General features: G+C 68.7%; 16 protein-coding genes. 13 read left to right on the forward strand and 3 right to left on the reverse strand.

The window, feature by feature from the left end:
- The 11 genes from MIC448_RS15340 to guaA all read left to right on the forward strand — a co-directional run.
- The coding region (locus MIC448_RS15340; RefSeq protein ID WP_144238077.1) for a branched-chain amino acid ABC transporter permease at positions 1–943 on the forward strand (943 nt) is incomplete at its 5' end.
- Complete coding sequence (locus MIC448_RS15345) at positions 940–1,803, forward strand: ABC transporter ATP-binding protein (protein WP_036301725.1); 864 nt, start codon at positions 940–942, stop codon at positions 1,801–1,803. The genes MIC448_RS15340 and MIC448_RS15345, both read left to right, overlap by 4 nt.
- Entirely contained in the window at positions 1,800–2,597 is a 798-nt protein-coding gene (locus tag MIC448_RS15350; RefSeq protein ID WP_051514185.1) for an ABC transporter ATP-binding protein, read from the forward strand. The genes MIC448_RS15345 and MIC448_RS15350 overlap by 4 nt, the downstream gene beginning before the upstream one ends.
- Positions 2,590–3,105, forward strand: a complete 516-nt coding sequence (locus tag MIC448_RS15355; protein ID WP_036301728.1) for a hypothetical protein — start codon at positions 2,590–2,592, stop codon at positions 3,103–3,105. The genes MIC448_RS15350 and MIC448_RS15355 overlap by 8 nt, the downstream gene beginning before the upstream one ends.
- Complete coding sequence (locus MIC448_RS15360) at positions 3,102–3,740, forward strand: peroxidase-related enzyme (RefSeq protein WP_051514187.1); 639 nt, start codon at positions 3,102–3,104, stop codon at positions 3,738–3,740. Before MIC448_RS15355 ends, MIC448_RS15360 begins: the two co-directional genes overlap by 4 nt.
- Before the next feature lie 75 nt (positions 3,741–3,815).
- The gene (locus MIC448_RS15365; RefSeq protein WP_036301729.1) at positions 3,816–4,439 is read left to right on the forward strand and encodes a TMEM175 family protein; all 624 of its coding nucleotides are present in this window, start codon (positions 3,816–3,818) and stop codon (positions 4,437–4,439) included.
- 44 nt (positions 4,440–4,483) lie between these two features.
- A complete protein-coding gene (locus MIC448_RS15370; protein WP_036301731.1) occupies positions 4,484–4,762 on the forward strand; it encodes a DUF2277 domain-containing protein in 279 nt (92 codons plus the stop codon).
- A gap of 130 nt (positions 4,763–4,892) precedes the next feature.
- Complete coding sequence (locus tag MIC448_RS15375) at positions 4,893–6,011, forward strand: GuaB3 family IMP dehydrogenase-related protein (protein ID WP_036301733.1); 1,119 nt, start codon at positions 4,893–4,895, stop codon at positions 6,009–6,011.
- A gap of 89 nt (positions 6,012–6,100) precedes the next feature.
- On the forward strand, positions 6,101–6,895 hold the full coding sequence (locus tag MIC448_RS15380; protein ID WP_243420054.1) for an SURF1 family protein: 795 nt from the start codon (positions 6,101–6,103) through the stop codon (positions 6,893–6,895).
- A 77-nt stretch (positions 6,896–6,972) separates the two neighbouring features.
- Positions 6,973–7,506 carry a DUF3817 domain-containing protein gene (locus MIC448_RS15385; protein WP_036301735.1) on the forward strand — a complete coding sequence of 178 codons (534 nt, stop codon included), beginning with the start codon at positions 6,973–6,975 and terminating at the stop codon, positions 7,504–7,506.
- On the forward strand, positions 7,503–9,086 hold the full coding sequence (gene guaA, locus MIC448_RS15390; protein ID WP_036301737.1) for a glutamine-hydrolyzing GMP synthase: 1,584 nt from the start codon (positions 7,503–7,505) through the stop codon (positions 9,084–9,086). Before MIC448_RS15385 ends, guaA begins: the two co-directional genes overlap by 4 nt.
- 2 nt (positions 9,087–9,088) lie before the next feature.
- Here the strand turns inward: guaA and MIC448_RS15395 are convergent, their stop codons facing one another.
- Positions 9,089–9,967, reverse strand: a complete 879-nt coding sequence (locus tag MIC448_RS15395; protein ID WP_373457238.1) for a DNA polymerase domain-containing protein — start codon at positions 9,965–9,967, stop codon at positions 9,089–9,091.
- Positions 9,968–10,118: 151 nt separating this feature from the next.
- Entirely contained in the window at positions 10,119–11,039 is a 921-nt protein-coding gene (locus tag MIC448_RS15400) for a Bax inhibitor-1/YccA family protein (RefSeq protein ID WP_036301741.1), read from the reverse strand.
- Positions 11,040–11,205: 166 nt separating this feature from the next.
- Between MIC448_RS15400 and MIC448_RS15405 the strand changes: the two genes are divergently transcribed.
- On the forward strand, positions 11,206–12,225 hold the full coding sequence (locus MIC448_RS15405) for a glycerophosphodiester phosphodiesterase family protein (protein ID WP_036301743.1): 1,020 nt from the start codon (positions 11,206–11,208) through the stop codon (positions 12,223–12,225).
- Between the two features lie 21 nt (positions 12,226–12,246).
- On the opposite strand, the gene MIC448_RS15410 is transcribed toward MIC448_RS15405, so the two are convergent.
- Positions 12,247–13,197 carry a manganese catalase family protein gene (locus MIC448_RS15410; protein WP_036301746.1) on the reverse strand — a complete coding sequence of 317 codons (951 nt, stop codon included), beginning with the start codon at positions 13,195–13,197 and terminating at the stop codon, positions 12,247–12,249.
- Positions 13,198–13,430: 233 nt separating this feature from the next.
- Between MIC448_RS15410 and MIC448_RS16765 the strand changes: the two genes are divergently transcribed.
- On the forward strand, positions 13,431–13,651 hold a 221-nt coding region (locus tag MIC448_RS16765), incomplete at its 3' end, for an alpha/beta fold hydrolase (RefSeq protein ID WP_243420055.1).

The following is a 13,651-nucleotide window of genomic DNA, read 5'->3' on the forward strand; positions in this document are numbered from 1 at the left end:
CGGAGCGCTGCTGCCCCTCGTCTCGAGCGACTACCTGTTGCGGACCGGTGCGCTGGTCTGGATCTACGCGCTCTTCGCCCTGTCGGTGACGATCGCGGGTGGATTCGCGGGACAGATCGTGCTCGGACAGGCGGGTGCCCTCGCGATCGGCGCGTACACCTCGGCGCTGCTCGTGACGAAGGCGGGCTGGGACTTCTGGGCCAGTTTCGGGGCCGCGGGATTGCTCGCGGCCGTGTTCAGCGTCGCGCTGACCGCGCCGACGTGGCGTCTTCGCGGACACTATGTGTCGATGGCCACGCTCGCCACCGGCGCGTTCATCGCCGCGCTGGCCCTGAATCTTCCCGCCATCACGAACGGCGCGCGCGGGATCTACGGCATCCCGCGGCCCTCGCTCTTCGGGCTGACGCTTTCTTCGGCGCCCGCGATGTATCTGCTGACCTTCGGGATCCTCGTGGCCGCGGTCTTCGTGGTCGGACGCCTCGGCGCCTCGCACCTCGGCAGGACCTGGGCGGCCGTGCGCGAGGACGAGGTCGCGGCCGCGTCCTCGGGCATCCATCCGGCCGCGTACAAGTCGCTCGCCTTCGGCCTCGGGTCGGTGCTCGCCGGGTTCGCCGGGGCGCTCTACGCCTCGCAGGTCACCTTCATCGAGCCCGCGCAGTTCGGCATCTCGCTGTCGGTGCTCGCGGTCACGATCGCGATTCTCGGTGGCCTGCGTGCGCCGATGGGTGCGATCATCGGCGCGATCATCCTCGTCGGCATCCCCGAATTCTTCCGCGGCTTCGCCGAATGGCGGCTGTTGTTCTACGGCGTGCTGCTGCTGGTGCTCATCCTGTGGCGCCCCCAGGGTCTGTGGTCGTACTCCGAACGGATCGCGCGGGTCTGGGGACGTGTCACCACTGCCGTCCGGGGCGGCGGACGCGCGCGCCGGGAGGGGTCATCGTGAGCACGACCGGCACGCCCCCGTTGCTGCGCGCGACGGGCTTGCTCAAGCGATTCGGCGGGCTGACGGTCGTCGACGACGTCTCGCTCGACATCGGCCGCGGCGAGGTCGTGTCGATCATCGGCCCGAACGGCAGCGGGAAGACGACGTCGCTGAACATCATCACCGGAGTGCTGCGGGCCAACGCGGGCACCGTCGAGCTCGACGGGCAGCGGATCTCGGGCCGAAAGCCGCACGAGATCGCACGGCTCGGGCTGACCCGCACGTTCCAAAACGGGCGCGTGATCGGAAACCTCACGGTGGCGGACAACGTGCTCGTCGGCCTCGAGCCCGCACAGACGGTGGGTCGTCCCTTCGCGAGACTCCGCGGCATCCCGGGACTCCGCTGGTTTCCGCTGCTCGCCGAGACGATGTCGGCGCTGATTCCGGGCGCGGCCCGGCGGCGCCAGGACCGCGACGACGAAGAGCGCGTCACCGCCGAACTCGACAGGTTCGGGTCGCGGCTCGCGCCCCGTCGCGGTGACTACGCGTACTCGCTGTCGTACGCGAACCGGCGCCGCACCGAGATCGCTCGGGCGCTCGTGTCGCGTCCCCAACTGCTGGTGCTCGATGAGCCGACGGCGGGCATGAACCAGACCGAGACCACCGAGGTGCTGCAGCAACTGCTGGCCCTGAAGGCGGCGGGGCAGACGATCCTGCTCGTCGAGCACAAGCTCGATCTCGTGATGACCCTCTCGGATCGTGTGCTGGTGCTCGACGACGGCCGGGTCATCGCCGAGGGCACGCCCGACGAGGTGCGCCGCAATCCCCGCGTCATCGAGGCATACCTGGGCAAGGCTTTCGCCGAAGGAGCCGACACATGAGCGATCTGCTCGTTCTGGACGACGTCAGCGTCGACTACGGCCCGAGCCCCGCGCTCGTGGACGTGACTCTCCGTGTCGCCGAGGGCGGCATCGTCTCGCTGCTCGGCGGCAATGCCTCGGGCAAGTCCACGACGATGAAGACCGTGCTGGGGCTCGTCCGCCCGGTGCGCGGTCGCGTGCTCTACGACGGTCAGGACATCACGCGGTGGAGCACACCCCGCCGGATCGCGGCGGGCATCGCCTCGGTCCCCGAGGCGCGGCGCGTGTTCGGCGACATGACGGTCGAGGACAATCTGCTGGCGGGCGCCTACGTGCGCCGCGATCGTTTCGTCCGCCGGACGCTCGACGAGATCTACGATTTCTTCCCGAGGCTGGCAGAGCGTCGCGGTCAACGCGCGGGCACCATGTCGGGTGGCGAACAGCAGATGCTCGCGTTCGGGCGGGCGCTGATGAGCCGACCGCGCCTGATCTGCATGGATGAACCGACCATGGGCCTGGCCCCGGTCGTGGTGGAACGGGTCCTCGAGCGCATCTCGACGATCAACAGCGAGCTCGGGGTCAGCGTCTTCATGGTCGAGCAGAATGCCGAGCTCGCGCTGAGCATCGCGGATCGCGGCTACGTGCTGCGAACGGGCAGCATCGCGGTCGAGGGGACCGCGGCGGAACTGCTCACGAACCCGAGCGTGCGCGAGGCGTACCTCGGCCGGACGGTCACGACCGACGCGGGCGAGGTCGAGCCCGAGGGGATTGCGGATGCGGCGCCCGACGACCGCGCGAAAGGAAGCCATGAGTGATGTCATCCTGACGATCGCCGAGGTCGGCAGCGACGCACCGCGCGATCACCGGCCCGCGGTGCGGGCGGCGGCACAGGCCGCCTACGAGGCCCTCCTGAGCGTCCCCGCCGAAGACCCGGTGCCGGGAGTCGGCCGCGGCCTCCGCCATCTCGTGGCGGCGCGGGCGGCCTGGGTCGACGGCGACGCCGCGGCGACCGAGTTCTATCTCGACGGTGCCGACGTGCCCGAGGCATCCGCTCTCGTCCAGGAAGGACCGGACGGCGAGGCCGCCGCGCGCGCCGGTCGTGCCCTGCGTGCGGCGCTGCGATACGTCGACCTGCTCGTCGCGCGGCCCGCCGCCGCGACGGCCGACGACCTGAACGGTCTGCGGGCAGCCGGCTGGAGTGCGGCCGAGATCGTGGTCATGGGCCAGATCGTCGGTCTCGTGACCTACCAGACCCGGGTGGTCCATGCCCTGCGGGTCCTCGACGATGCCTTCGACGGGGCGGACGAGGGGGTCAACCCGTGAGCACCCGATTCACGACCGCCGAGCGCGCCTGGCACGCGTGGATCGAACCGGTCGGGCCCGAAACGGGATCCGCAGAGCAGATCAACGCCTATGAAACGAGTGTCTGGCCGGACTCGCCGTACTTCCGGCTGCTGGCGTGGCATCCCGAGGGGCTCTCGACGCGCACGGCACTCGATCGGGCGATCTTCCTCGCTCGACCGGGGATCCCACGTGGCGAGCGCGAACTCGCGGCCACCGTGGCCTCGCGCCTGAACGGCTGCGAGTTGTGCACCAGTGTCCACTCGCGCTTCACCGTGACCTTCACCGGGCAGCCCGACGCGGTCGAGCGCTTGCTCGAGCAGGGCGTCGACGCCGATTTCGACGATCCGCGGTGGCGGGCGATCGTCGACGCGGCGGCCGCGCTCACGGCATCTCCGCCGCGTTTCGGTGCGCACCACGTCCGCGCCCTGGTCGAGGTGGGTCTCTCGCGCGCCGATATCCAGGACGTCGTCGAGGCGACCGCGTTCTTCGCATGGGCGAATCGCCTGATGATGAGCCTGGGGGAGCCCGCCCAGCCCGAAGCCGAGGACGCCGAGGCGATCGCGAACCAGCGCGCCGCCGACGCCGTCGCCGCGGGGGGCGTCGGCGCCGCGTGATCGCGCCGGCGACGGCCGCCTTCTCGCGGCCGGCGTGAACCTCACGCACCGCCCTTTCGTCGCTACGCTGGCGGCATGATCCGGACACGACGGCATCCCGCGGCGACCCAGGGCACGAGCCGGCTCGAGGCGTTCACCGACGGGGTGTTCGCGATCGCGGCGACGCTGCTGGTGCTCGACCTGACGACGTATGCTTTCGGTCCCATCCGTTCGGACGCCGACATGTGGTCCGCGCTCGGCGGCATGGGCGAGCTGTTCCTCAATTTCGCCCTGAGCTTCCTGCTGCTGTGCCTGCTTTGGATGACGAACGTCCAGCAGTTCGAGCACATCGCGCGCGTCGATTCCACGATCATCTGGCTCAACAACGTGCGCCTGCTCTTCATCGTCCTCGTGCCTTTCGCCACGAGCCTGACCACGGAGTACTCGAGCTGGCTGGCCGGGCGACTGCTCATGCCGGTGGCGTTCTTCTTCGCGATCCTGACCAGCTACCTGCAGTGGATGTGGGCGGTGCGCAACCGGTCCACCATGCTCCCCGACCTCTCGGATGCCGACGCGAAGGCGTACGGTCGCGGCGCGCTCAGCGCACTCGTCATCTGCGCCCTCGTCGTCCTTCTCGCACCGTTCATCGGTTCGCTGGCTTTCCTGTTGTTCTTCCTCGATCGGCTCGGAACCCGCTTGTTCCGCGGTAAGGGCGACTGAACGACCCCGTGACGGATGCCGCGAGTCGGCGTACCTTCGTAGGCATGTGCCGGAACATCCGAACCCTCCACAATTTCGAGCCCGCTGCATCCGACGACGAAGTTCATGCGGCGGCGCTCCAGTACGTCCGCAAGGTCGCGGGCACGACGAAGCCATCGAAGGCCAATCAGGAGGCCTTCGATCGCGCCGTGCACGACATCGCCCACATCACGGGGCACCTGCTCGAAGACCTGGTCGCCGTGACCCCGCCGAAGAACCGCGAAGAAGAGGCGGCCAAGGCTCGGGCCCGAGCTGTGGCATCCGGGCGTTATTCCGTCGCCTGATCGGCCTGCGGATCGAGCTGTCACGAACCGCTCCATATCCGTAGCAGATCGAGCAGTTCGTGACGGGTCGACGCGCGGCATCCCGACCGGGGGCGGTGTCGGGGCCAGCCGGTAGGCTGGGTGGGTGAGCATGGAGATCGAACTGGGGCGCGCAAAGCGAGCGCGACGCGCGTACACCTTCGACGACATCGCGGTGGTGCCCTCGCGGCGCACGCGCAACCCCGAGGACGTCTCGACCGCCTGGTCGATCGACGCCTTCCAGTTCGACATCCCGGTGCTGGGCGCCCCGATGGACTCGGTCGTCAGCCCGAAAACCGCCATCATGCTCGGACAGCTCGGCGGCCTCGGCGTCCTCGACCTCGAGGGGTTGTGGACGCGCTACGAAGATCCCGAGCCCCTGCTCGCCGAGATCGCCGGTCGTGAGGACGGCGACGCCACGCTCCGGATGCAGGAGCTCTACTCCGAGCCCATCAAGCCCGAGCTCGTCACCGCTCGTCTTGCCGAGATCCGCGCGGCCGGCGTCACGGTGGCCGGCGCCCTCACGCCCCAGCGCACGCAGGAGCTGTACGAGACCGTCGTCGCGGCCGGTGTCGACATCTTCGTCATCCGGGGCACGACCGTCTCGGCTGAGCACGTCTCGAGCGTCTCGGCTCCCCTCAACCTCAAGAAGTTCATCTACGACCTCGACGTCCCCGTGATCGTCGGAGGCGCCGCGACCTACACGGCCGCCCTGCATCTGATGCGCACCGGTGCCGCCGGAGTTCTCGTCGGGTTCGGCGGGGGTGCTGCGTCCACGACACGGGTGACCCTCGGCATCCACGCCCCCATGGCGACCGCGGTCGCCGACGTCACGGGCGCACGCCGCGACTACCTCGACGAGTCGGGTGGGCGCTACGTGCACGTCATCGCCGACGGGGGAGTCGGAACCTCGGGTGACATCGTGAAGGCCCTCGCCATGGGTGCGGACGCCGTCATGCTCGGCGTCGCGCTCGCACGGGCGACGGATGCGCCGGGCCAGGGTTTTCACTGGGGACCCGAGGCGCATCACCCCAAGCTGCCCCGCGGCCACCGCGTCCGCGTCGACCAGGTCGCATCTCTCGAGGGCATCTTGTACGGTCCCGCGCCCGTCGCCGATGGCACCGCGAACCTGATCGGCGCCCTCCGCAAATCCATGGCGACCACGGGATACTCGGACCTCAAGGAATTCCAGCGCGTGGAGGTCGTGGTCGCGCCCTACTCCGCCGGATGAGTGGAGTGAGCGGCGTGAGCGCGGAGCCCGGTCCCTTGGGTCCGGCCCCCGACGCGCCCGAGGTCTTTCCGCCGACGCTGCGCGAGGTCTTGCTGCGTCCGCAGTGGCTCGCGATGCTCGGGCTGTGCCTGCTCGTCGCCGGGGCGTTCGCGTGGCTCGGTCAGTGGCAACTCGAACGAGCGATCGACACCGACCCACCCGCCGTCGGCGCGACGGAGGAGGTCCGTCCGCTCGATGAGGTCGTCGAGCCCGGGGCGTACCTCGAAGAGCCCCTCGTCGGCCAGCAGGTCACGACCACCGGAACCTGGGTGCCCGAAGATTTCCTGGTCGTGACGTCGCGCTTCAACGACGGCGCCGAGGGTTACTGGGTCACCGGGCAGCTGCGCATCGAGGGCACGCTCAACCCCACGTCGATCGCCGTCGCGATCGGATGGGCTCCCACTCTCGATCAGGCGGAGGCCGCGGCATCCGAGCTGTCTGAGGTCGCGGCGACCACGGCGGCGGGTGTTGCCACGCAGGTGACCGGACGTGTCATCTCCGACGAGGGACCGCAGCTGCCGCCGCGCGGTGCGGACCCCCGCGAGATGACGCGGATGTCGCCCGCCGCCCTGCTGAGCGAGTGGCACGACGTCGACCGCCTGCTCGTCTACCGCCCGTACCTCGCGATGCTCGAGCCGGGCGGCACGGCCGAAGACGCTGGGCTCGTGCCGATCTCATCCCGGGCGCCCGACGAGGCCTCGACGGTCAACTGGCTCAACATCTTCTACGCCGCCGAGTGGGCCGTGTTCGCGGGATTCGCGTTCTACCTCTGGTACCGCCTCGCGCGCGACGCGTGGGAGAAGGAACTCGAAGATCTGGAAGACGCCCGCGCCGAGGCATCCTGAGCCATCCGGCTCCGGAGCGCACCGAACCCGGGATCCGCGCGAAACGCGTGACCGCCCACCGCCGGTAGACTGGGCCCATGCCACGTGCCCCCAAACTCGCCTCGTTTCCGGCGATCCGAGGGGCTCTGAAGTTCTACCAGGTCGCCTCGATCATCACCGGCGTCGGGCTGCTGCTGCTCGTGGCCGAGATGATCCTGAAGTACACCCCGATCCACCTCGAACTCTTTCTCGGCGGCTCCGGCGGCTTCCTCTGGTTCGCGACCGTCATCGCCGGCGTCGACTGCGAGTGGTACTCGCTCTTCTTCCCCGGCAGTGCCTGCGAAATGGTCTCGACGGGCGACGGCATCAACGTCTCGCTCGCGATCCTCGTGGCGCACGGCTGGTTCTACGTCGTCTACCTCTTCGCGTGCTTCCGCATCTGGAGCCTGATGCGCTGGCCGTTCCTGCGCTTCATCGTGCTGGCCCTCGGCGGCATCGTGCCGCTGCTGTCGTTCTTCATGGAGGCACGCGTCGCGCGTGAGGTGCGCACGTACCTCGCCGAGCGCGAGGCATCCGAAGCATCCTCCACACCCACCCCTGCATCCGCACCCGCGTCGGAAGGCCCGCGTTGACCGAAGCTACAGAGACCTCTCAGCGTCCCGTCCTGGTCGTCGACTTCGGCGCGCAGTACGCGCAGCTGATCGCCCGGCGCGTGCGCGAAGCCGGGGTCTACAGCGAGATCGTGCCGCACACCGCCACCGCTGCCGACATCGCGGCGCGCAACCCGGTGGGGCTGATCCTCTCGGGCGGACCGTCGTCGGTTTACGAGTCCGGTGCGCCGGCCCTCGACCCGGCCGTGTTCGACCTCGATGTGCCCACACTCGGTATCTGTTACGGCTTCCAGGTCATGGCCCAGGCGCTCGGCGGCGAGGTCGCGAACACCGGGCTGCGTGAATACGGGGCGACGGATGCCTCGGTCGCGGGCGACGGGGGAGTGCTGCTCGCCGGCCAGCCCGCCGCGCAGAACGTGTGGATGAGCCACGGCGACCAGGTCTCGAAGGCACCCGAGGGGTTCACTGTGCTCGCCTCGACGACGGCGACCCCGGTCGCGGCCTTCGGCAGTGACGAGCGCCGGATGTACGGGGTGCAGTGGCATCCCGAGGTCAAGCACACCGACCACGGCCAGCGGGTCATCGAGAACTTCCTGCACAAGGCCGCAGGCCTTCCCGCCGACTGGAACAGCGGAAACGTCATCGCCGAGCAGGTCGCGCGTATCCGCGAGCAGGTCGGTTCGGCTCGCGTCATCTGCGGTCTGTCGGGCGGGGTCGACTCCGCCGTGGCGGCGGCCATCGTGCACGAGGCCGTGGGGGATCAGCTCGTCTGCATCTTCGTCGACCACGGTCTGCTGCGAAAGGGTGAGCGCGAGCAGGTCGAGCAGGACTACGTCGCCTCGACCGGTGTGCGCCTCGTCACCGTCGATGCGCGGGAGAAGTTCCTGACCGCGCTCGCCGGGGTCTCGGACCCGGAGCAGAAGCGCAAGATCATCGGGCGCGAATTCATCCGGGCCTTCGAGGCCGCGGAGAAGGACCTCGTGCTCGAGGCTGCGGCCGACGGCGAACCCATCCGCTTCCTCGTGCAGGGAACCCTCTACCCGGACGTCGTCGAATCCGGCGGCGGTTCCGGCACGGCGAACATCAAGTCGCATCACAACGTCGGTGGTCTGCCCGAAGACCTGCAGTTCGAGCTCGTCGAGCCGCTGCGCACCCTGTTCAAGGACGAGGTGCGTGCGATCGGCCGCGAGCTGGGCCTTCCCGAGGTGATCGTCGGCCGTCAGCCCTTTCCGGGGCCGGGTCTCGGCATCCGGATCGTCGGTGAGGTTACCGCTGACCGCCTCGAGATCCTGCGTGATGCCGACGCCATCGCCCGCGAGGAGCTGACCCGCGCGGGCCTCGACGACGAGATCTGGCAGTGCCCGGTCGTGCTGCTCGCCGATGTGCGCTCGGTCGGTGTTCAGGGTGATGGCCGCACCTACGGACATCCGATCGTCCTGCGGCCCGTCTCGTCCGAGGACGCGATGACCGCCGATTGGACCCGCCTGCCGTACGACGTGCTGTCGAAGATCTCGAATCGCATCACCAACGAGGTGCGCGATGTCAACCGGGTCGTGCTCGACGTCACGTCGAAGCCGCCGGGCACCATCGAGTGGGAGTGAGCTCAGCGGCCGGGGAAGGCGCGACCGGCCCACGGGTCGTAGTCGCCCAATAGGGGCCCCTGCTCGGGACGCTCCTCTTCGGGCACGTGCTGCAGATTGACGCGCACGCGGTACCAGAGCGACGAGCTGCCGCGCATGCCGTCGATGAGTTCGTCCGCGGGATGCAGCGCCGCAGCCGCCGCGGGATGCTCCGCCCGCCACCGCTCGAGCGCCTCCAGCGCCTCCTTCCACCACCGGGCGGTCGCGAGTCCGGGCGCACGCGCCTCAACCTCGCGGGCCAGCGCCTCGGCCGCGGCGCGCAGCTCGCGGAACGTCCAGCGCGGCTCGATCCTGACCAGGATGTGCAGCCCGCGCGAACCGGAGGTCTTCGGCCATCCGACGAGCCCGTGGTCGGCCAGCACCTCGCCCGCGATCATCGCGACGTCGACGATCTGCTCCCACGCCACGCCCGGCATCGGGTCGAGGTCGATGCGCAGCTCGTCGGGGTGCTCGAGATCTTCGGCGCGCACCGGATGCGGGTTGAGGTCGAGGCATCCGAGGTTCGCGATCCAGGCGAGGCCCGCCGCATCCCGCACGACGGCCTCTTCGGCCGAGGTCCCCGACGCGTACCGCAGCGTCGCGGTGTCGATGAAGTCGGGGTGATTCTCGGGTACCCGCTTCTGGAAGAACGCCTCGGCGCCGATGCCCTTCACGAAGCGCTTGAGGACCATCGGGCGACCGCCGGCCCCTCGCAGCGCCCCGTCTGCGACCGCCAGGTAATACCGGACGATGTCGAGCTTGGTGAGCCCCGGCTCGGGGAAGACGACCTTGCTCGGATTGCTGACGCGCACCTCGTGGCCGTCGATGTCGAGGATCTCGGCGGGAGCGGAAGAAGCCATCACCTCAGGCTAGGCGGGACGGATGCCGCGGGCCAGACCCGCGTGCGGTTTGCGAAGCGTCGTCATTTCGACTCGCGGCGCTCGCTCAATGACCGGGGCGGGGACGCAAAAGGGGGCCGTCCGAATCCGGACGACCCCCCATACGCAAGCGGTGCTAGTTGCTGCCGCGGGCGATCGCGATGATGCGCAGGATCTCGACGTACAGCCACACGACCGTGACCATGATGCCGAACGCGCCCATCCAGGCGAGCTGGCGGGGGGCGCCGTTGCGGACACCCTGCTGGATCTGGTCGAAGTCGAGCACGAGCGAGTACGCGGCGAGGATGACCACGAACACACCGATCAGGACACCCCAGGGGATGCCGAAGAGCGGGCTCGGCTCGCTGCGGAGGCCGAAGGCGCTGTCGGAGACACCCGTCCACATCAGGACGAGGTTCAGCAGCGAGAAGGCGAGGTAGCCGACCATCGCGACCAGGAAGATCTTGGTCGCACGCTTGGAGGCGCGGATCTTGCCGCTCGCGAACAGCGCGAGGGTTACACCGACGACCGCGAGGGTCGCGAGCGTCGCCTGGACGACAATGCCCGTGAACTGGAACTCGAAGATCGCCGAGATGCCGCCGATGAAGAGGCCCTCGAGGGCCGCGTACGCGAAGATCAGGGCGGGGCGGACCTTCTTGCGCGACGTGAAGATGATCACCATGGCAAGAACGAAGCCGCCGAGGCCACCGATGACCAGCGGCAGGATGTTCTGGCTGGTCGACTCAGCGGGGGAGAGGGCGCCAAGCGTCCACACCCAGCCGACGACGGCGGTCACGAGAAGGATGGCGAAGAGACCGACGGTCTTGACGACGGTGTCTTCGACCGTCATGCGGTCGGTCTGGTGGGCTCCGGCGGCGGGGGCGGCGTACGCACCCTCCATCTGCGCCTGGGCGCCGACATCGATGCCTGCGCGCGAGGCGGAAGCAGTCGAGGACGCACCACGGAGGTTCGCTGCCTGCGATCCACCGGGGTAGGTCTGTACGGCGCGGGGGTCCTGGAACGCCGGGTTGTTGAACGCGGGGTTATTGAGGGCCATGGCCTGGCTCACACTCCAAAATTGGGGTCCACAGCGGTGTGCTGTTTATCAACGATATCTGACGGCCATCCCACGGTCGTGGTCATCTGCTGTGAGAGGGCTATGAGGGACCCCTGGCATCCGTCATTCGCGCGGTCGGGCGGATGCCCGCGGATAGCCTGGAAACATGCGTCTCGACCGCTCGCTCGGCCGCCCCCTCGTGATCGGTCACCGGGGTGCCCCGGGGTATCGCCCCGAGCACAGTCGGTCCTCGTACGACCTGGCTCTCGCGATGGGTGTGGACGCGGTCGAGCCCGACGTCGTGCCGACGCGCGATGGCGTGCTGGTTGTGCGGCACGAGAACGAGATCTCGGGAACGACGGATGTCGGGACCCGACCCGAGTTCGCCGACCGACGTACGACGAAGACCGTCGACGGAACCGCTTTGACCGGCTGGTTCACCGAAGACTTCACCTGGGCCGAGCTCGCGACGCTGAAGTGCCGCGAGCGGTTGCCGAAGATCCGGCCCGCCAGTGCGAGCTTCGACGATCAGCAGCCGATCCTGCGCCTGACGGACGTACTCGAGCTGGTTCGCGCGGCATCCGCAGAGCAGGATCGCGAGATCGGCGTCGTGCTCGAGATCAAGCACGCGACGTATTTCGCGGGCGTGGGCCTCGACGTCGTGCCGCTCGTCCAGGCGGACCTGCGGGCAAGCGGATGGTCCGATTCGCCCGGGGTCGTGATCGAGGCGTTCGAATCGACCGTGCTCGAGCGGCTTCGAGAGGGCGGGTTGCGCGCCCAGTACGTCTACCTCATAGAAGCCGGCGGGCGACCCTGGGACCTCGTCGCCGCTCACGGGGATGAGGCGCCCACCTACCGCCAGACCGTGCAGCCGGCGGGGCTCGATGCTCTGGTCGGGCGGTTCGACGGGATCAGCGTCGACAAGCGCGTCATCTTGGCCCCGAACAAGCTGGGGAGGATGACGGGGCCGACGCGCGTGATCGATGACGCGCACGCCCGCGGCCTGAAGGTCTTCACCTGGACATGCCGTCCCGAGAATACGTTTCTCGTCGCGGACTTCCGGGGCAAGGGTGGTGCCGCGGCGCTCGGCGACTACGAAGCGGAGTGGCGTGTGATCCGCGCGGCCGGGGTAGACGGCGTATTCGTCGACCACCCCGACCTCGGGATGGATGTGTTCGCGCGCTGACGCCGAGCACATCCATGGGTTCTACTTCATCGCGCCGAACGTGTTGTCGATGTCGGCCATCTCCATTGCGGCAGTCGCCTCGATCAGGGCACGCAGGTCCTTGTCCGCTCCGGGCGAGAACTCTTCGAGCCGCTCGGGTGAGATCGTCAGGGGCGCGCCCTCGGGCGCCTGCTCCGAGGCATCCAGATTCGTGCCGTCCTTCGACGGCGACATCCCCTGGAAGATCTTGCCCGCCTCGGACGCATCCGTGAGGTCGAAGGAGTACTGCTTGCTCTGCAGGCCGGCATCCAGCAGCTTCTTGACCTCGGGGAACCGCTCGGCGTTCGTCTTGGGGATCGGCAGCGCGACCTTCCAGTCGACGCCGAGGGTCTCGAGCGCCTTGGCGTAGGCGTTCTCGTGGGCCTGGTCGCGGACGATCAGGTAGGCGATCGTCGAACGTGCCGTCTTGTTGTCGGTCATCTCGTACAGGCGGCATTTCTGCAGGCGCCCAGTCGACTCGAGCATGAGGTTGTAGAGCATGTCGAGAACGAGGTTTCCCGAGTTGTAGACATAGCTGCCGAGCCACGGGTTGCCCGCCGCGTCGACCGGCATCGCCCCCTGCGCACCCACCAGGTAGTGGTGGATGTTGCCCTCCGACAGGGCGATGTTCAGGGGGATCGCCCCGCCCGCGCCGGGCTTGTCGACCGGGTCGGTCTTCTTGCCGTGGTACTCCGGGGCGCCGTCGAGCAGGCGCGAGATCGTCGTGCCGATCAGTTCGACATGGCTGATCTCTTCCGTGCCGATGCCCTGGATCAGGTCGCGGTACGGCTTTGCCTCGGGCCCACGGAAGTTCATGCTCTGGAAGAGGTATTGCATCATGGTGCGCATCTCGCCGAACTGTCCGCCGAGGCCCTCCTGCAGTGCGTTGGCGGCTGCCGGGTCCGGCTGGTCCTGCTCGATTTCGTTGATGAGTCGCTGAACGTGGAAGTACACGGTTTCTCCAATGTGTGGGGGCTGAGGTGCCATGCCTACGCCCCTGTCCGGCCGCATTGTTCCCCCTTGCCAAAGCGGGTTCGGCGTGCAACGCGCGTCGAACCTGTCCGGTCCGCTCACGTACCCGCGGATATCTCCGCGGTCAACCGTCCGCGCGTCGAACACGCACCTGTCAGGCTGTGGGTGTGCGCAGAAGTGTGGTCGCGGTGGGACGCTTTCGCGTTTACTCCTCTGTGGCGCCACGATCGGACGACGCGCCCCCTCCCGTTGTCCTGATCCACGGGATCGGGATGTCGCACCGGTACTTCGTCCGACTGCATCGCGAATTCGCACGCACGCGCGACGTTCACTCGATCGATCTTCCGGGTTTCGGGCGCTTCGGTCGTCCCCGAGAGCCGTTCGACCAGGAACGGATGGCGGGGGCGCTCGCCGACGTCCTGGATCGGCTTGACGT

This window comes from Microbacterium sp. C448 (assembly GCF_000582705.2).
GTDB classification, from domain to species: domain Bacteria; phylum Actinomycetota; class Actinomycetes; order Actinomycetales; family Microbacteriaceae; genus Microbacterium; species Microbacterium lacus_A.